We start from the raw sequence: 16,797 nt of genomic DNA, 5'->3' as shown, positions 1-16,797 counted from the left end.
AACTGACATGGTCTCGTATATCCTGCGGCGCATTGTCGCGACGTTGCCGGTGATGGCAATCGTCGCGCTGTTCGTCTTCAGTCTGCTCTACATTGCACCGGGCGATCCCGCAGTCGTGATCGCCGGCGATCAGGCCAGCCCCGCCGACGTTGAACGGATACGCCAGAGCCTCGGCCTCGACCGGCCGTTTCTGGTGCAGTTCGGGTCATGGCTCTGGCACATCCTGCACGGCGATCTTGGCACCTCGATCTTCACCAGCCTGCCGGTCTCGACGCTGATCGCGCAGCGTATCGAGCCGACACTCTCTCTGATGGCGATTGCCCTCTCCCTGACAGTTCTGATCGCCGTGCCACTCGGCGTCGTGGCGGCGTGGAAGGCGGGAAGCTGGATCGACCGCAGCATCATGGCATTCGCCGTGTTCGCCTTTTCGCTTCCTGTCTTCGTGATCGGATACGTCCTGGCCTACGTGTTCGCGCTCAAGCTCGAATGGCTCCCGGTGCAGGGCTATACGCCGATCGCCGAAGGCGTCTGGCCGTGGCTGCAGAACCTGATCCTGCCGGCGGTTGCGCTCGCCGATATCTACATCGCGCTGATCGCGCGCATCACGCGCGCTTCCATGCTCGAAGTGTTGCAGCAGGATTATATCCGCACGGCTCGCGCCAAGGGCCTTGGGATGCGCGACATCCTGTTCGTTCATGCACTGAAGAACGCCGCGGTTCCGATCGTGACGGTGATTGGTATTGGCATCGCCCTGCTGATCGGCGGCGCCGTGGTGACCGAAAGCGTGTTCGCGATCCCGGGCCTTGGCCGACTGACGATCGACGCGATCCTGCGCCGCGACTACCCGGTCATCCAGGGCATCGTGTTGGTGTTCAGCTTCCTTTATGTGCTGATCAACCTAATGGTCGACGTCATCTACACCCTGGTCGACCCGAGGATCCGCTATTGACCGTATCCACCACCCGCACTGTAACCCTGCCTCCGGGCCTCGTCATCGCGCCGCAACTGCCTGATCTGCTGCGGCCGGTGAAAATCCGGCGCGGCGTGCTCGGCTTCCTTCGCAGTCATCCGACGGTTGCGATCGGCGGCGCATTGCTGCTCTGCCTGGTCCTGGTTGCGATCTTCGCGCCTTATCTCGGGACCGTCGACCCGACCGCGCTCGCACCCGCCAAGCGTACACGCGCGCCATCGGCCGACTTCTGGTTCGGCACCGACATGCTGGGCCGCGATATCTATTCACGCGTGCTCTACGGGACGCGGGTCTCGCTCACCGTCGGACTTTCGGTGGCGGTGCTGGCCTCGCTTGCCGGTCTTGCGGTCGGCCTCGTCTCGGGCTTCGTGCGTTGGGCAGATGGGATCTTGATGCGGTTCATCGACGGGTTGATGTCGATACCGCCGATCCTGCTCGCGGTTGCGTTGATGGCGTTGACACGTGGCAGCGTCGGCAACGTCATCCTGGCGATCACGGTCGCCGAGATCCCGCGCGTGACGCGGCTCGTGCGCGGCGTCGTGCTGTCGTTGCGCGAGCAGCCTTACGTGGACGCTGCCACGGCCTCCGGCACGCGAACGCCGATGATCATCATGCGTCACATCCTGCCCAACACGCTGGCGCCGATGTTGGTCCAGGCCACCTATATCTGCGCCAGCGCCATGATCGTCGAGTCGATCCTCTCCTTCATCGGCGCAGGTACGCCGCCGACCATTCCGTCCTGGGGCAATATCATGGCCGAGGGCAGGGCGCTGTGGCAGGTCAAGCCTTTCATCGTATTCTTTCCTGCCGCGTTCCTGTCCGTCACCGTGCTTGCCGTCAACCTGCTCGGCGACGGCCTGCGTGACGCGCTCGATCCGCGCATGGCGAAAAGCCTGTAGGAAGTCGAGGCTTGATCCGATGGCATTGCTCGAAGTCGAGAATCTGCAGACCCATTTCCGGACGCCCGACGGGATCAACCGGGCGGTCGACGGCGTGTCCTTCCAGGTCGACGAAGGTGAGACACTGGCGATCGTCGGCGAATCCGGCTGCGGCAAGTCGGTCACCTCGATGTCGCTGATGCGGCTGATCCCCGAGCCGCCGGGCAGGATCGCGGGCGCGGTTCGTTTCCAGGGCAGGGACTTGCTGCAACTCTCCGAGCGCGAGATGCGCGCCGTCCGCGGCAACGACATCTCGATGATCTTCCAGGAACCGATGTCGAGCCTCAATCCGGTGCTGACCGTCGGTCGCCAGATCGGCGAGACATTGCGGATGCATCAGGGCCTGGACAAGCAGGCTGCAGAGGTGCGCGCCGTCGAGATGTTGAATCTGGTCGGCATCCCGGAGCCGGCGCGGCGTGTGCGCGAATATCCGCATCAACTGTCCGGGGGCATGCGCCAGCGCGTGATGATCGCGATGGCACTGGCCTGTAATCCAAAGCTCCTGATCGCCGATGAGCCGACCACAGCGCTGGACGTCACGATCCAGGCGCAGATCCTGCAGTTGATGCTGGACCTCAAGCGCCGGGTCGGGGCGGCGATCGTCCTGATCACTCATGATCTCGGCGTGGTTGCCGAGATCGCCGAACGCGTCATGGTGATGTATGCCGGCCGCAAGGTCGAGGAAGCGCCGGTGGCCAAGCTGTTCCGCTCCCCCCGCCATCCGTATACGCAGGGCCTGCTCGGCGCGGTACCCAAGCTCGGCTCTTCCCTGACCGGCGCGGCGCGACGGCTCACCGAGATTCCCGGGCAGGTCCCCAGCCTCAAGAAGGCCATCGAGGGCTGCGCCTTTGCCGGGCGGTGTGCGCTCGCGACCGATCTTTGCCGGCAGGTCGCGCCGGGTCTCGAAGTAAAGGGCCCCGGCCATATCGCCGCGTGCCATTACGCTGCCAAGGAAGCTGCTGCGGCATGAGCGCCCCGCTGCTCCAGGTCAACGACCTCAAGAAGCATTTCCCGGTTCGCAGCGGCCTGTTCGGCCGCCGGTCCGGCTCGGTCTATGCCGTCGATGGCGTGTCCTTCGAGGTCGACCGTGGCGAGACCCTGTCGCTCGTCGGCGAATCCGGCTGCGGAAAATCGACGGTCGGCCGGGCGATCCTGCGACTGTTCGACGTCACCTCGGGCCAGGTGGTGCTCGATGGCCAGCGCATCGACGATCTTTCACCCGGCGGGCTGCGCGCCATGCGCCGCCGTGTTCAGGTGGTGTTCCAGGATCCGTTCTCCAGCCTCAATCCGCGGATGCGCGTGCGCGATATCCTGGCCGAGCCGATCCGCAATTTCGGTCTCGCCAAGTCTTCCGCCGACCTCGAGATGCGCGTTGCGGCGCTGATGGACACCGTGCGCCTGCCGCGCGACGCGCTGAACCGGCGGCCCCACGAATTCTCGGGCGGTCAGCGCCAGCGTATCGGGATCGCCCGCGCGCTTGCGGCGGAGCCCGACCTGATCGTCTGCGACGAGGCGGTGTCGGCGCTCGACGTCTCCGTCAAGGCTCAGATCGTCAATCTGCTGCAGGACCTTCAACAGCAATTCGGTCTCGCGTTGCTCTTCATCAGCCACGATCTGGCGATCGTCGAGCACATGACGCACCGTGTCGCTGTGATGTATCTCGGCAGGATCGTCGAGATGGCGCCAAGGCGGAAGATCTTTACCGCACCGGGGCATCCCTACACCAAGGCCTTGCTCTCGGCGGTGCCGGTGCCGGAGCCTGGCGCCGCGCGAAACCCGATCATCCTGAAGGGCGACGTGCCGAGTCCGATCAATCCGCCGAAGGGTTGTCGCTTCAACACCAGGTGCCCGTTCGTCTTCGACCGCTGCAAGGCAGAGGAGCCGCAGCTTGTTCGGTCGGCCGGAGACGGTCAGTGGGTGGCATGCCATCTCGAAGCGCTTCCGGAGGCGCCAGGCTCCGCCGGATGAACGATGTGGGCGCCGCGATGCAACGGTCGGCCTGGCGGACAATGCATGCGCATGCCACTACCAGCGAGCATCGGAGGAGATGTTTGGCGCCTCCCCGATTCAACCCCGCGAGGCCTCAGGGCGAACGAAGCCCGGTATTGGTCTAATGTCCGGCCGGCGCCGAATACCTACCGGTGTAGTAGGACGGAGCGGGACTGATCACCCTGGAAGGCTGCGATGCTGCATAGGCGTCGGTGGGACGTGCCTGTGATTAATGTGTCGGTGCAGCCTGGGGCTAGCGGTGACGCTCTGTGGCCGTCGCGCTCTGCACGGTCAATGCAAGCAACAGACCTGTCGCGACAGCGTAAACGTTCTTCCTCATTGGGCATCTCCCTTGCGCGTTTTAGCCGGCGTTATCGCCGGCCCGTTCCTCACCAAATAGTGCTTGCAAGGGCGTTCCCTTAGGGTGGCTACAATCACGAAGCAGTGCGCAAATAATTGGGCGCAAGATCCTGAAGAGCGTGCAGGCCGCGGACGCCGGCCGTGTCTCCTTGCGCTTCACTCTGGGGGTCTTTCACGATGTTCAACATTCGCCGAACCTTGTCGGCCGCCGTACTGTCATTGGGGTTGGTACCGGCCGCCAATCTCGCGAGCGCCGCTGATCTGCCGGTCAAGGCGCCCGCCGACCTGCCTTTTTTCTTGGTCATCGATGATCGCGTGACCTACTCCTACATTTTCTCCGGCACCGATCCGGGCGTATTCTCCGTCCGTCCTGACGGCAGCATCAATGGAAAGACCGCCAAGCAGGTCTATTCGTTCACGCACTTCGACATCTGGGCCTACGGCCAGAACTTCTTCACGATCTCGATGTACAAGTCGGACCACAACGACCCGGCATCGCCGTGCTCGAATGTCGGTGTGACCATCACCGGAGCTCCAGCAACCTGCGCTGGCGCCACCGAAATTTATGGCCTGTTCCGATCTACCTTCGGCTGGAACCAGATCTTCGACACGAAGGCGTTCAGCATGGGGCCGCTGAACAACATCTCGTTCGAAGTCGGCATGGACGCCAACACGGAGAACAATTTCCTGGGGCCCGCCAAGCGGGACGTCGTCGCCGGTCTCCAGTTCGAGTTCAACCTTCGCTACAAGGGTTACATCAACGTGGGGCCGTTGATGTACTACGAGTAACCCGTTGAAATCACATCAAAGGAGATCGCCCTTCGAGCGCACCATAAGATCGCAGCTCGCGTCCTTAGATTTCTAGATCTGTCGTCGGACCGTTGCCGTAGCAGGCTCGGTTGTTGTGAGCGTCTGGATGAACTCCTCCAACGATGGTTGCGGCGCCGTTTGTAGCTTGTGGAGTTCTTCCGGCTTCAGCTTGGTGTAACGCCGCAATGTCCGCCAATCCTTGTGACCAGTCACGAGCGCGACCTTCTCGATCGTGAGACCTGCTTCGAAGAGGCGGCTAGTACCCTCGTGTCGCAGGTCATGAAAATGCAGATCCTCGATTTTCAACTCATCGCAGGCTCGTGTGAAGGCCGCGCTCACTGAGCGGTGGTTGTAAGGGAATACACGCCCCCAGCCACGAGTGATGATGCGCTGCTGAAGCATGATCTCCCACGCATCGTAGCCGGTCAGATTGAGAAGCGGGACCTTCTGATCGTTGCCATCCTTGGCCCGAGGATCCTTGCGATCGCGAATGATCAGGGGCCGCTTTTGCATATCGACATCAGGCCAGTCGGGCCGGCAAATCTCTTCCTGCCGCATCGTTGTCGCCACAGCGTATCGAACGATGCGGCCCATAGGGACGAACTGCCGACGATTGGTCTCGAAGTATTCGACGAGCTCATCAAGTTCATCTTGGGTTGGTCGCCGGTCTCGCTCCTCCGAATTGCCGACAAGTCCCAAATGCTTCATTGCGAAGCGCGCTAGTCGAACCTCTTCGGCCGAGACCTCAATGCCGTGTACCGCGGCAGCATGAGTGGCAACAGTTCTGATGAATGAGAAGTCGATTGCAAGTGTGGCCGGCCCGGCACCTTGCTTCGCGCGCTTCCGACCGAATTCGATCAGTCGCTCACGATTGAGCTGGGACAACTTCACTGCTCCCAAGGAATCTTTCAGCGCCTCCAAGACGGCGGCCTTGGAGCGGCGGGGAGGGCGGCCGACTTCGTGCATATCTTCGACATGAAGATCGATAATGTCGCCGAACGTTCGAGCCTGTGCAGCAGCCTTCGGTTTTGGTGATCCGCGGCGATCGATATTGCGCTCCATGTCGAGCGCCCAGTCTTCACCGTCCTTGCGTCGACGGAAGGTCTCTGACACGTAGCGGTTCTTGCGGCGGACCTGGACGCGCCAGTTCCCAGAGGGCAACTGAGTGAAGCTGGCCATGGCCGTGTGCACTCCCCAATTCGTGTGCGCTATGTGTGCACTGAGAGGTCAAAACGGGTACAAACGTGTGCAATTTCGGCTAGTTTGGAGTGCACACGTTCGTGTTTCATCCCATTGAAACATAAGGTAAGTCATTGAAATCGCAAGATTATCGCTTTTCCGTGGCCCCGATGATGGATTGGACTGACCGGCATTGCCGGGTCTTCCATCGCCTGATGTCGCGGCGGGCGCGGCTCTACACGGAGATGCTGACGACCGGCGCCATCATCTGCGGCGACCGGGCGCGGCTGCTCGGCTTCGATGCCAGCGAGCACCCGGTGTCGCTGCAACTCGGCGGTTCCGATCCGCGCGATCTCGCGACCGCCGCGCAGATCGGCGAGGACTTCGGCTATGACGAGATCAATCTCAATGTCGGCTGCCCTTCCGATCGGGTGAAGGACGGCCGTTTCGGCGCCTGCCTGATGGCGGAGCCCGCGCTCGTCGCCGAGGGCGTTGCGGCGATGAAGCGCGCAGTGAAGGTTCCTGTCACGGTGAAGTGCCGGATCGGCATCGACGACCAGGATCCGGAAGTTGCGCTCGATACGCTGGCACGCGGCGTGATTGCAGCGGGCGCGGACGCGCTCGTCGTGCATGCGCGCAAGGCCTGGCTCAACGGATTGTCGCCGAAGGAGAACCGCGACATTCCGCCGCTCGACTACGATCGCGTCTATCGCCTTAAGGCAGCGCTGCCGGACGTGCCCATCATCATCAACGGCGGGATCACGAGTATCGCCGAAGCGAAGCAGCATCTGGCGCATGTCGATGGCGTGATGCTGGGACGGGCGGCCTATCGGGAGCCGTGGCGGCTGCTGACAGTCGATTCCGAGCTGTTCGGTGAAACGCCGCCGCACGCCACGATGAAGGACGTGTTCGCGGCGATGCTGCCGTATATCGAGCGGCAACTGGCCGAGGGCACGCGGCTGCATTCGATCACGCGCCACTTCGTCGGTGCTTTCCACGGCGTGCCCGGCGCGCGCGCCTTCCGCAGGCATCTCGCGGAGAACGGCGTTCGGCCGGGTGCCGGGACCGACGTGCTGCGCGAGGCGATCGCACGCGTCGACGATCGCGTCCTGGCGGCGGTCGCGGCCTGACGGCGCAGGCTATTGTCTGCGCTGACGCCGCGTGACGTCGTGTGCGACCTTCAGGAAGTTGAAGAGGTGCGGCATCCGGTTGTCGCGCCGGTAGTTCAGCGACAGCGCGGTGCCGGGATTATGTCCCTCATAGGCGCGATAGGCGACGCCGGGCCGGTCCGCCTGCGAGACGGATTGCGGCACCAGCGCGATGCCGACGCCAACCGACACCAGGCTGATCGCGGTCTGGTAATCCTGGGCCAGTACCTGCGATTTCGGAATGAAGCCCTCTTCGAGGCAGATATTGAGGATGTGGTCGGCGAAGCTCGGGCGCGGCTTGCGCGGGTAGAGCACGAAGGTCTCGGCCTTCAGCGCAGCCAGCCGCGTGACCTGCTGCTCGAGCAAGGGCGAGGTGTCGGACAGCGCGAGGATCAGCGGCTCCTGCAGCAGCGGCTCCGACTTCAATTCCTCGTCGTCGAGCGACGGGCGGGCGACGGCGATGTCGATTTCGCGCTGGATCACCGCGCGCTTCTGCTCTGCGTTGTTCATCGCCGACAGCGCGAGCTCGACGTCAGGATAAGCCAAACGAAACGCCTTGATCACATTGGGCAGCACGCCATAGGTCGCCGATCCGACGAAGGCGACGCGCAGGTGCCCCGAAAAGCCTTCGCCGATCCGCTTGATCTCGCGGTGCGTCCGGTCGAGCCGCTCCAGCACATCGCGTGCACGTTCCAGCAGAACGCTGCCGGCCTGGGTCAGCCGGATCTGGCTTCGGCTCCGGTCAATGAGCACGACGCCGAGATCGCTTTCCAGCTGTGCAATCTGCCGGCTGAGCGGCGGCTGGGCGATCGCGAGCCGTGATGCGGCGCGGCCGAAATGCAATTCCTCGGCGACGGCGACGAAGTAGACCAGTCGCCTCAGATCCATGACGTCGTCGCGATCGGTCACGGTCAGCCGAACGTTTGTCCGCGCGCTTCCGTGGAAGCTGCGGGAAAGGCCTGCCGGGTTTGATATCGCGTGGTCATCGGCGCATGATCGAGACGGTGGTTCCGGCGGGAAGACTGTGCGGGCATCCCTGGATTGTCAATTGTCCGCGGGGACGACGCCATCTGGCTAGTCCTTCCGCGCGAAGGCGCGGATCTTGTCCTCGTCGACCTCGACACCGAGGCCCGGGCCATCGGGCACGCAGATCTCGAACGCGTCGAATCTGATCGGGTTGACGACGAGGTCTTCCACGAGGATACGCGGACCGAAATGCTCGCTGCCCCATTCGAGCCTGGGCAGGGTGGCGAACGCGGCGAGATGCGCAGCCGCGCCGATGCTGCTCTCCAGCAGGCAGCCACCGTAGAGCTCAAGGCCGTGCGCGCCGGCGACCGCGGCGGCACGCTTCATTTCAAACAGGCCGCCGCTCTTCACGAGCTTCAGCGAGTAGACGCTGCCGCAACCCATCGCGGCGACGCGGGCGATTTCCTCCTTGGTGAAGGCCGCTTCGTCGACCAGCAACGGAATGGAGGTGCGCGCCGCGACACGCGCCATGGTTTCCAGATGCAGCGCTGACACCGGCTGCTCGACCAGAGCGACGTCCAGTTCCTCCAGCGCGGGCATGAAGCGGATGCATTCGGCTTCGGTCCAGCCCTGGTTGACATCGACGATCAGGCGGACCTCGTCGCCGAGGCCGGCGCGCAGCGTCTGCAGCCGCTTCAGATCCGCCGGTGGGCGGTTGAAGCCGAACTTGACCTTGAACTGGCGGTGTTCGCGGCGCCGCAGCTTCTCCTTCGCTTCCTCCAGCTCCTGGCCGCTGTCGCCCGAGGCCAGCGCCCAGATCACTTCCATGCGCTGGCGAACCGCACCCCCGAGCAGCGCGCTGGCGGGGAGGCCGAGCGTCTTGCCGGCGGCGTCGAGCAGGGCGGATTCGATCGCGCCCTTGGCTGCGAAATTGCGGGTGGCGGCCTTGCCCATGCGCAAGGCGTTGGCTTCGAAGGCGAGGACAGGCTGCCCGAGCAGCGCCGGGGCCAGGTAATTCGTGACCGCAGCCTTGATCGATTCCACGCTCTCCTCGGCCCAGCGCGGCCCGCCGAGCGTCGAGGCTTCGCCGATACCCGTCACGCCGTTATCGAGCAGGACGCGCACCAGAACGTAGCCCTGATGCGTGACTTCCGTGTTCGAAAGCTTGTGCCGCCGGCGGGTGGGCGCTTCCACGATGGTGGCGCGGATACTGCGGATCGCAGTGTCTCTTGCGAAGTTCTGCACTTGCTCCACGGGCTCGGCGATTTCGATCACGGCACGACTCATAGGTCCTCGCAGGTCAGTTCAAGGGAACCCTGCCAGGCTTTCCGGGCCCGGCAGGGCTTGGTGCAGATCACTCGGCCGCGACGAGGCGCTCGACCGCCGCCTTCTTGAGCTTGAAGTCGAAATCGAGAACGAGATCCGTGTCGGCGCCGGCCGGCGCTTTCGCGAACTTGCCGATCAGGCTCTGCTTCACGGCGAACACCGAGTCGTTGTCGAGATACTTGGTCTCGGAATCGTAGATCTGCGAGATCAGCGATTGATAGCCGTCCTTGGAGAGCATGAAGTGGATGTGGCCCGGACGCCAGGGATGGTGACCCATGTACTTCAAGAGCTCGCCGCCGGCGCCGTCATAGGGGATCGGGTAGGGCTCGGGACGGAGTGCCACGAAGGCGTATTCGCCGTTGGCATCGGTGGTGAACCGTCCGCGCAGATTATAGGCCGGCTGCTCAGGGTCCTGCAGGTCATAGAGCCCGTTCGGCGCGTCCTCCCAGACGTCGATGGTGACGCCCTCGATCGGCCGCCCCGCGGTGTCGCTGATGCGTCCGCCGACCCTCACGGTCTGCGCGTTGTCGAACGTCTTCTTGATGATGGAAGCACCCTTTGGCAGCACCGGCGGGTTCTCCCGATAGAACGGCCCGAGCACGGTGGACTCGCTCTCGCCGTCGGTGACCCGGTGGTCGAGCATGTCGACCAGCACCTCGACGCCGAGAATGTCAGCGATCAAAATGAACTCGTTGCGCTTCTCGTCCGAGATGTCGCCGGCGCGCCGCAGGAATTCGCAGGCAGCGAACCACTCGGCGAAGGTCAGGTCGACCTCCTTGCAGAAGGCGTGCATGTGGCGGATCAGGCTCGTCATGATCTGACGATTGCGGTCCGGAATGTCCTTCGAGAGCGCGGCGATCACATGGTCGGTGATGGTGTCCTTGTTGACGTTCAGCATGGTCGTTTCCTCCTTTTCTTGCAGTTTGGATCAAACGTGCATCCCGTTTTCGGGAATATCTTCTGGCGGTCTCACCAGACAAATTCGTAAGCAGCATTCTCGAGCGTCGCGGGCGCGGGGTGCGGGTCGGCCAGGCCGCCGAAGCGGCCGCGGCAGAACAGCAGCGGCTTTTTGCCGGGCTCCAGCGACATCTCGCGGACATGGCCGAGGAAGATGGTGTGGTCGCCCGCGACGATCTCATCAGCAAGATCGGTCACGAAATACGCCGCTGCATCGGCGATGACGGGTAGCTCGTTGCGGCGCTCGAAGACGTCGCAGAGGTCGAGCCTGGGTTTGCCTGCGAAGTGCCAGGCAAGATCCTCCATGCCTTCGGCGAGCACGCTGACCGCGAAGCGGCCGGTGTTCTGGATGTGGCAGAGCATCTTCGCGCTTTTCGCGATCGAGATCGCGACCAGCGGAGGATCGAGCGAGACCGACATGAAGGCGTTGGCCGTCATGCCGTGGTCGCGTCCCTCGCAATGCGTGGTGATAATGGTGACGCCGGTGCCGAACTGGCCACAGGCATTGCGCAGCTCGCGCGGATTGATGGTCGTCATGGGCTGATGACCTCGAGTTGGGCCAGACTAGATCGGTTGGCCGGCGGCGCGATCACGATATCTCGCCAGTTTTCCAGCGCTGCCGCGGCGGCGGCAAGGCCGGATCGCCGAAGCGTGCGGATCCGGCTGCTGGAGACGATCTCGCCATTGCCGCAGCGCACCGGCGGCAGGATGCGCGTGTCGAAATGTTGCCGCAGCAGCTGCGCGGTGCCACCCTTGCAGGACCCGAAGCGGAAATCCTCGCCGACGATCACTTCACGCGGTTGCAGACGCTGCAACTCGGCGAGGAAATCGGCTGCGCTGCGGCGGACGTAGATCTGGTTGAAGTCGGCGACGACGACATGGGCCGGTGCGAATGTTGCGATGCGCTCGGGCTTTTCGCCGAGCGAGATCAGCGCCTCGGCCTGGCCGAAATACACCTTCGGCGGCGGATCGAAGGTATAGACCACGGCCGGAACGCCGCGGCGCTGCGCTGCGGCAATGGTCTGCCGGAGCAGTTCCTGATGGCCGCGGTGGACGCCGTCAAACGCGCCGATGGTCACGACGCTTGCCGTGAGGGCCAATTCGCCATCGCGATGGAAAGCGACAGCAGCGCTGTCAAAACCCTTGCCCATGGTTCGCTCCCTTGCCGCGCTGCGCAATTGCTGCGTCAGCTGCGGCGTTGCGTCGGCCGGTCGATCATGCGTCGTCCGGTCCGTGCCACCTGAGTCATAGCCCGAGCCGCGACGGTTCGCGCGGTATGGTGTGATACCTTTCGCCCGCTCCGGGTGAGCGCGTAGCTTTTCCGCCGATGTCACGCCGACCAAGAGCGTGACGGGATGGTCCGGGCCGGGGTGGCAACGCCCTCCGGTCCAACGATACAAGCGGAGGAGAAACCCATGACTACTGCAGCTGCCCTGCGGGCCGATGCGCCTGCGTCAACCACCAGCGTCTATACCGGCGCGGAATTCCTGGACAGCATCCAGGACGGCCGGGAAATCTACATCTACGGCGAGCGCGTCAAGAACGTCACGCAGCATCCCGCCTTCCGCAACTCGGCGCGGATGGTGGCGCGCTGGTACGACCGCTTTCACGAGAAGAAGGATCAGATCGGCGTCCTGACCGACACCGGCTCCGGACAGTTGACCCATCCGTTCTTCCTGGGCTCGCGTACGTCCGATGACCTGATCAAGGGCCGCGATGCGATCGCCGAATTGCAGAAGGTCGCGTACGGCTGGATGGGTCGCTCGCCGGACTACAAGGCGGCGTTCCTTGGGACCTTGGGCGCGAATTCGGGCTTCTATGGCGAATACGCCGGCAACGCGAAGAGGTGGTATGCCCGGACCCAGGAACGGCTCGACTTCTGGAATCACGCCATCGTCAACCCGCCGATCGATCGCGATCGGGCGATCGAGGACGTGCGCGACGTCTTCATGCATGTCGAGAATGAGACCGACGCCGGCCTGATCGTCTCGGGCGCGAAGGTGGTTGCGACCGGCTCGGCGCTGACGCACTACAATTTCATCGCGCACTACGGCATCCCGATCAAGGACAAGTCGTTCGCGCTGATCTTCACGGCGCCGATGGACGCCAAGGGCGTCAAGCTGATCGCCCGCTCGTCCTACGAATTCACCGCGGCTGCGACCGGATCGCCGTTCGACTATCCGCTGTCCAGCCGCTTCGACGAGAACGACTCGATCCTCGTTTTCGACAAGGTGCTGGTGCCCTGGGAGAACGTCTTCATCTATGGTGACGTCGACAAGATCAACCAGTTCTTCCCGGCGTCGGGCTTTATCCCGCGCTTCACGCTGCATGGCGTGACGCGGCTTGCCGTCAAGCTCGACTTCATCGCCGGCCTGTTCTCGATGGCGGTGGAGGCGACCGGGTCGAAGGATTTCCGCGGCGTGCAGACGGCGGTGGGCGAGGTGATCGCGTGGCGCAATCTGTTCCACGGCATTTCCGATGCGATGGTGAAATCGCCGATCGCCTGGCAGGGGACCGAGGGCTACAATTTGCCCAACCTGAACTACGGGCTGGCCTATCGTGTGTTCGCGCCGATGGCCTATCCGCGGATCAAGGAGCTGATCGAGCGCCATGTCGCGAGTGGCCTGATCTATCTGCCGTCAAGCTCGGCCGACCTCGAGAGCGAGGCGATTAGGCCTTATCTCGACCGCTTCGTGCGCGGCTCCAACGGCTACGCCGCGATCGACCGGATCAAGCTGCTCAAGCTGCTTTGGGACGCGGTCGGCTCCGAGTTCGGCGGCCGGCACGAGCTCTACGAGCGCAACTACGCGGGCAATTACGAGAACCTGCGCGTCGAGACGCTGATGGCCGCGAGCGCCACCGGTGACCTCGGCGCCATGCAGGATTTCGTGCGCAACTGCATGAGCGACTACGACGTCTCTGGGTGGACGGCGAAGGATCTCGTCAATCCCGACGATATCAATCTGGTCAGCCGCGGACTGGTGCAGGGCTGACGACTGGGCTGACGATCTGATAGACAGAGCGATGGAGCCGCCGCGGTCGCGCGGCGGCTCCATTCCGTTTTCGCGCTACCGCTTCATCGCTTGCAGAGAGAGTTGATCATCATGCTGTTTCACGTCCAAATGGACGTGCGGATTCCGTACGATCTCCCAGCCGAAAAGGTCGATGCGCTGAAGCAGGCGGAACGCGTCCGCGCCATGGAGCTGCAGCGCACCGGGGCCTGGCGTCATCTGTGGCGGGTGGCTGGACGCTACGCCAATGTCAGCATCTTCGACGTGTCGGGCGCGCAGGAATTGCACGACATGCTGTCCAGCCTGCCGCTGTTTCCGTTCATGGAGATCCGCGTCACGCCGCTATGCCGGCATCCGTCGTCGATCCACGACGACGACCGCTAGAGCTAGTCGACAACCGTGCGCGGGCTCCGGTGACGGGCCGGGGAGTTGAGGCTGCCGGTGACGTCGGGGTATCCGGTGAGGCTCAGCGTGTCGGAACGGACTCCCCAGCTTTCGAGCCGGTCGAGGAAGCTCATGCCGAGCAGGTTGGTCTTCATCTGCCCGCGTTGCACCACCAGCGCAGGCACCGATTTCTCGACCAGCTTGCCGACCGCGAGACGATCGAGCGTCAGCCGCGCCGCCTTGGTGTGACCGCCGGCGGTCTCCAGGTCGACATTGTATTCGAGCATGTCGGTCGGCAGCCCGATCGCCTTGGCGGTTTCCCAGGTCAGCACGACCGAGGTTGCGCCGGTGTCAATCACCATCGGCGCGCTGACGCCGTTGATCTTGGCGCGGAACGCGAACTCGCCGCCCTGGCTGCGTGCAATCTGCACCGCCGGGGCAGGGGCGGAGGCCGGCGCGGCGATGCCGCGGCCGAAGATCTGGGTCAGATTCTGTCTGGCGCGCGCGATCTGATCGGGGTCGCCGTAGGCGACAACGGCGCCGGCGGTTGCCATCAGCAGCAGGATGACAAGGAGGATGCGGGTCACGGTGCGACTCCGGTCGCGGCGGTGGTCACGCGCGCTTCGGACGCGGCTCCATGCGCTCGAGCCCAGCCTCGGCCATCCGCGCCGGCAATGTCGTCATGACAGACAGCCGCTCCACGCGGTCCATCTTGTGCCAGCGTGCGATCTCCGGGAGCGTGCGACCACAGCCGAAGCAGAGCTTCGTCCTGGGGTCGATCATGCAGACTGCGATACACGGCGTTTCTGAGCTCATTTTTCAACTGTTGAACCGTTTCACCTGCCAGTGCAAATCGGTCGAATCGGGATACGCCATCACGCCCCGGCTTTTTGTCGCGAGCATGGTCTTGGCGCGAACGCCTCGGATTCATTGGCAGCGAAAACCGCGTCACCCGCGACATGCTCTACAATCCGGTGCCGGCACTCATGATCGACTTGCGGCGCACACGTTTCCGGTCGGCGCCCATCGAGGGCTCGGCGGGCTCGGGCTGCACCGGCGGCGCGTCTTCCGTCATCGGCGCCAGCGCGCTCATCACCCGCTCCGGCGGCAAGGTCACGATCACCTCGGTGCCGATGCGTAGCTTCGATTTCAGCGTGAAGGTGCCGCCATGCATGTCGATCAGGCTCTTGGCGATCGGCAGTCCAAGGCCCGCACCCTGTTCCGCCGACTTGATCGAGTTGGAGCCCTGGCCGAACGAGGCCAGCACGACCGGGATCTCGTCCTCGGCGATGCCGCTTCCGGTGTCCTTGACGCTCAGATATTGCCCGCCCGACGCGGTCCAGCCGACCTTCAGCCAGATCTCGCCGCCCTGCGGGGTGAACTTGATCGAGTTGGAGAGCAGGTTGAGCACGACCTGGCGGATGGCGCGCTCGTCGCCCCAGATCCGGGGCATGCCATGCTCGAACACCTCGTGGATGGTGATGCCGCGGCTGGAGGCGCGCAGCTTCAGCAGATGGTGGCAGTCGGCGACGACATGCACCAGCGCCACGGCCTCTTCGTTCAGCTCATAACGGCCGGCCTCGATGCGCGACAGGTCGAGGATCTCGTTGATGAGATTGAGCAGGTGCACGCCGGAATTATGGATGTCGGCGGAATATTCCTTGTAGACCGGCACCGCGTGCGCGCCAAAGATCTCGCTCTTCATCACCTCGGAGAAGCCGAGGATGGCGTTGAGCGGCGTGCGGAGTTCGTGACTCATCTGGGCCAGGAAGCGCGACTTGGCGACGTTGGCGGATTCGGCGCGGTGCCGCGCCTCGTCGGAGATCGCCTTGGCCTGTTCCAGTTCGCCGATCAGCGCGTCCTTTTCGGCGCGGGCTTCCAGCGTCGCCAGCGTGGTCGAATGCAGCCGATGCGCCAGCAGCGCGAAATAACCCTCGGCGGCAAGCGCAAGCAGCGCCAGCACGTAATTGTCGAACGCGCCGTTGAGCACGAGGTCGAGCGCAATCCCGACCGTCACCGGAACGGTCGCCGCGAGTGCTGCGATCGGCAGGCTCGCCGCCAGCATGCTGGAGACCGCGATCACCAGCAGCATCAGGAACATCATCAGCGTGTTGGAGGAGAGATCGCGACCGGCGGGGTGGATCAGGATCGCGGTCCAGCACAGGCCGTAGAGCAGATCGAGCAGCACAAAGCGGGTCCGCCATTTGCGGGTCACCGCGACCGAGGTCGGCTCGGCGAGGAAGCGGGCGCAACTGCGGATGATGGCGAGATGGACACCGAGGATGCCGACCGTCCAGGCGGCGGCCACGATCGGCTTCATCCAGAGGCCAAACAGGACGCCGGTTGCCACCACGAGCAGCATCACGACGTAGGATGCCGAGATCCGGGTCTGGGCATATTGCCGGAGCAGTTCGGCGTCGAACGCCGGGCGGGTTCCACTGGTTGACGTTAACCGATCCCGCGCCTCGCGCACCCGCTGCGCGGCAACGCGCCGGCTGTTGACCGGCGCTGCCACCTGAGGTCCTGCCGGAAGCTGCACAACTTCAGGCTTTTCTGCGGGATTACTCATCAACAACACAAATCCTGCGCGCGAACCGCGCGCGCCTTTTGCATTGTCTATCTGTGACGCTAATTCATTAAGCGTTACCTTAAAGAGCTAAAGAAACTCGTTAACCGGAGGTTAAATTAACCTTTGCCCGGGCGCCGCGCCGTTGCGCAATGTCAGGGCGCAATCGCGTCAGGAGCAGCGCCGACCAAAG

At 63.7% G+C, this 16,797-nt stretch carries 17 protein-coding genes and 1 pseudogene; 8 read left to right on the top strand and 10 right to left on the bottom strand.

What is annotated here, in order from left to right; all coding sequences use genetic code 11:
* The first annotated feature begins 7 nt into the window (after positions 1-7).
* The 4 genes from ACVWW1_RS15395 to ACVWW1_RS15380 are packed head-to-tail and all read left to right on the top strand — an operon-like array spanning position 8 to position 3,876.
* Positions 8-949, top strand: coding sequence for an ABC transporter permease (locus tag ACVWW1_RS15395; RefSeq protein ID WP_456656397.1), 942 nt, complete (start codon positions 8-10; stop codon positions 947-949).
* Entirely contained in the window at positions 946-1,869 is a 924-nt protein-coding gene (locus ACVWW1_RS15390; protein ID WP_106325643.1) for an ABC transporter permease, read from the top strand. Before ACVWW1_RS15395 ends, ACVWW1_RS15390 begins: the two co-directional genes overlap by 4 nt.
* A gap of 19 nt (positions 1,870-1,888) precedes the next feature.
* Positions 1,889-2,878: an ABC transporter ATP-binding protein gene (locus ACVWW1_RS15385; RefSeq protein WP_456656396.1), complete on the top strand. Its 990-nt coding sequence runs from the start codon at positions 1,889-1,891 to the stop codon at positions 2,876-2,878.
* Entirely contained in the window at positions 2,875-3,876 is a 1,002-nt protein-coding gene (locus ACVWW1_RS15380) for an ABC transporter ATP-binding protein (protein WP_456656395.1), read from the top strand. Before ACVWW1_RS15385 ends, ACVWW1_RS15380 begins: the two co-directional genes overlap by 4 nt.
* 455 nt (positions 3,877-4,331) lie before the next feature.
* Here the strand turns inward: ACVWW1_RS15380 and ACVWW1_RS15375 are convergent, their stop codons facing one another.
* Positions 4,332-4,562 (bottom strand): hypothetical protein, encoded by a 231-nt coding sequence (locus tag ACVWW1_RS15375; protein ID WP_456656707.1) that lies wholly within the window; start codon positions 4,560-4,562, stop codon positions 4,332-4,334.
* Here ACVWW1_RS15375 and ACVWW1_RS15370 point away from each other — a divergent pair.
* Positions 4,456-5,043 (top strand): annotated as a pseudogene (locus ACVWW1_RS15370) (hypothetical protein); the annotation flags it as partial. The gene ACVWW1_RS15375 and the pseudogene ACVWW1_RS15370 sit on opposite strands and share 107 nt — an antisense overlap.
* Positions 5,044-5,118: 75 nt before the next feature.
* Here ACVWW1_RS15370 and ACVWW1_RS15365 read toward each other — a convergent pair.
* Positions 5,119-6,246, bottom strand: coding sequence for a site-specific integrase (locus ACVWW1_RS15365; RefSeq protein ID WP_456656394.1), 1,128 nt, complete (start codon positions 6,244-6,246; stop codon positions 5,119-5,121).
* Between the two features lie 134 nt (positions 6,247-6,380).
* Here ACVWW1_RS15365 and dusA point away from each other — a divergent pair, with 134 nt between their 5' ends.
* Positions 6,381-7,376 (top strand): tRNA dihydrouridine(20/20a) synthase DusA, encoded by a 996-nt coding sequence (dusA, locus tag ACVWW1_RS15360; protein WP_456656393.1) that lies wholly within the window; start codon positions 6,381-6,383, stop codon positions 7,374-7,376.
* Positions 7,377-7,385: 9 nt separating this feature from the next.
* Here dusA and ACVWW1_RS15355 read toward each other — a convergent pair whose 3' ends face one another.
* From ACVWW1_RS15355 to ACVWW1_RS15335, 5 genes are all read right to left on the bottom strand, one after another.
* Positions 7,386-8,303, bottom strand: a complete 918-nt coding sequence (locus ACVWW1_RS15355; protein ID WP_456656392.1) for a LysR family transcriptional regulator — start codon at positions 8,301-8,303, stop codon at positions 7,386-7,388.
* A 165-nt stretch (positions 8,304-8,468) separates the two neighbouring features.
* Complete coding sequence (locus tag ACVWW1_RS15350; RefSeq protein ID WP_456656391.1) at positions 8,469-9,647, bottom strand: muconate/chloromuconate family cycloisomerase; 1,179 nt, start codon at positions 9,645-9,647, stop codon at positions 8,469-8,471.
* A gap of 67 nt (positions 9,648-9,714) precedes the next feature.
* Entirely contained in the window at positions 9,715-10,584 is an 870-nt protein-coding gene (locus ACVWW1_RS15345) for a dioxygenase family protein (RefSeq protein WP_456656390.1), read from the bottom strand.
* A gap of 71 nt (positions 10,585-10,655) precedes the next feature.
* Positions 10,656-11,180, bottom strand: coding sequence for a flavin reductase family protein (locus tag ACVWW1_RS15340; RefSeq protein WP_456656389.1), 525 nt, complete (start codon positions 11,178-11,180; stop codon positions 10,656-10,658).
* A complete protein-coding gene (locus ACVWW1_RS15335) occupies positions 11,177-11,794 on the bottom strand; it encodes an FAD synthetase (protein ID WP_456656388.1) in 618 nt (205 codons plus the stop codon). Before ACVWW1_RS15335 ends, ACVWW1_RS15340 begins: the two co-directional genes overlap by 4 nt.
* Positions 11,795-12,058: 264 nt before the next feature.
* On the opposite strand from ACVWW1_RS15335, the gene ACVWW1_RS15330 reads away from it, so the two are divergent.
* Both ACVWW1_RS15330 and catC read left to right on the top strand, forming a co-directional pair.
* Complete coding sequence (locus tag ACVWW1_RS15330; protein WP_456656387.1) at positions 12,059-13,636, top strand: 4-hydroxyphenylacetate 3-hydroxylase N-terminal domain-containing protein; 1,578 nt, start codon at positions 12,059-12,061, stop codon at positions 13,634-13,636.
* A 111-nt stretch (positions 13,637-13,747) separates the two neighbouring features.
* A complete protein-coding gene (catC, locus tag ACVWW1_RS15325) occupies positions 13,748-14,038 on the top strand; it encodes a muconolactone Delta-isomerase (protein ID WP_456656386.1) in 291 nt (96 codons plus the stop codon).
* 2 nt (positions 14,039-14,040) lie between these two features.
* Here catC and ACVWW1_RS15320 read toward each other — a convergent pair whose 3' ends face one another.
* The 3 genes from ACVWW1_RS15320 to ACVWW1_RS15310 all read right to left on the bottom strand — a co-directional run bounded on the left by ACVWW1_RS15320 (position 14,041) and on the right by ACVWW1_RS15310 (position 16,607).
* Positions 14,041-14,625 carry a TIGR02281 family clan AA aspartic protease gene (locus ACVWW1_RS15320; RefSeq protein ID WP_456656385.1) on the bottom strand — a complete coding sequence of 195 codons (585 nt, stop codon included), beginning with the start codon at positions 14,623-14,625 and terminating at the stop codon, positions 14,041-14,043.
* 25 nt (positions 14,626-14,650) lie between these two features.
* On the bottom strand, positions 14,651-14,854 hold the full coding sequence (locus ACVWW1_RS15315) for a DUF1289 domain-containing protein (protein ID WP_456656384.1): 204 nt from the start codon (positions 14,852-14,854) through the stop codon (positions 14,651-14,653).
* A 148-nt stretch (positions 14,855-15,002) separates the two neighbouring features.
* Complete coding sequence (locus tag ACVWW1_RS15310; protein ID WP_456656383.1) at positions 15,003-16,607, bottom strand: sensor histidine kinase; 1,605 nt, start codon at positions 16,605-16,607, stop codon at positions 15,003-15,005.
* Positions 16,608-16,797 lie beyond the last annotated feature (190 nt).

The organism is Bradyrhizobium sp. JR3.5, from assembly GCF_054057015.1.
This window is presented reverse-complemented; position numbering and strand designations above follow the sequence as displayed.

Excerpts from the sequence above, each read along its gene's own strand:
- ACVWW1_RS15395 (WP_456656397.1), top strand. The coding sequence starts at position 8 with ATGGTCTCGTATATCCTGCGGCGCATTGTCGCGACGTTGCCGGTGATG.
- ACVWW1_RS15345 (WP_456656390.1), bottom strand. The coding sequence starts at position 10,584 with ATGCTGAACGTCAACAAGGACACCATCACCGACCATGTGATCGCCGCG.
- ACVWW1_RS15310 (WP_456656383.1), bottom strand. The coding sequence starts at position 16,607 with ATGAGTAATCCCGCAGAAAAGCCTGAAGTTGTGCAGCTTCCGGCAGGA.
- ACVWW1_RS15375 (WP_456656707.1), bottom strand. The coding sequence starts at position 4,562 with ATGACCAAGAAAAAAGGCAGGTCGGCGGGCGCCTTGACCGGCAGATCA.
- ACVWW1_RS15330 (WP_456656387.1), top strand. The coding sequence starts at position 12,059 with ATGACTACTGCAGCTGCCCTGCGGGCCGATGCGCCTGCGTCAACCACC.
- ACVWW1_RS15385 (WP_456656396.1), top strand. The coding sequence starts at position 1,889 with ATGGCATTGCTCGAAGTCGAGAATCTGCAGACCCATTTCCGGACGCCC.
- catC (WP_456656386.1), top strand. The coding sequence starts at position 13,748 with ATGCTGTTTCACGTCCAAATGGACGTGCGGATTCCGTACGATCTCCCA.
- ACVWW1_RS15350 (WP_456656391.1), bottom strand. The coding sequence starts at position 9,647 with ATGAGTCGTGCCGTGATCGAAATCGCCGAGCCCGTGGAGCAAGTGCAG.
- ACVWW1_RS15380 (WP_456656395.1), top strand. The coding sequence starts at position 2,875 with ATGAGCGCCCCGCTGCTCCAGGTCAACGACCTCAAGAAGCATTTCCCG.
- ACVWW1_RS15315 (WP_456656384.1), bottom strand. The coding sequence starts at position 14,854 with ATGAGCTCAGAAACGCCGTGTATCGCAGTCTGCATGATCGACCCCAGG.
- ACVWW1_RS15335 (WP_456656388.1), bottom strand. The coding sequence starts at position 11,794 with ATGGGCAAGGGTTTTGACAGCGCTGCTGTCGCTTTCCATCGCGATGGC.
- ACVWW1_RS15340 (WP_456656389.1), bottom strand. The coding sequence starts at position 11,180 with ATGACGACCATCAATCCGCGCGAGCTGCGCAATGCCTGTGGCCAGTTC.
- ACVWW1_RS15365 (WP_456656394.1), bottom strand. The coding sequence starts at position 6,246 with ATGGCCAGCTTCACTCAGTTGCCCTCTGGGAACTGGCGCGTCCAGGTC.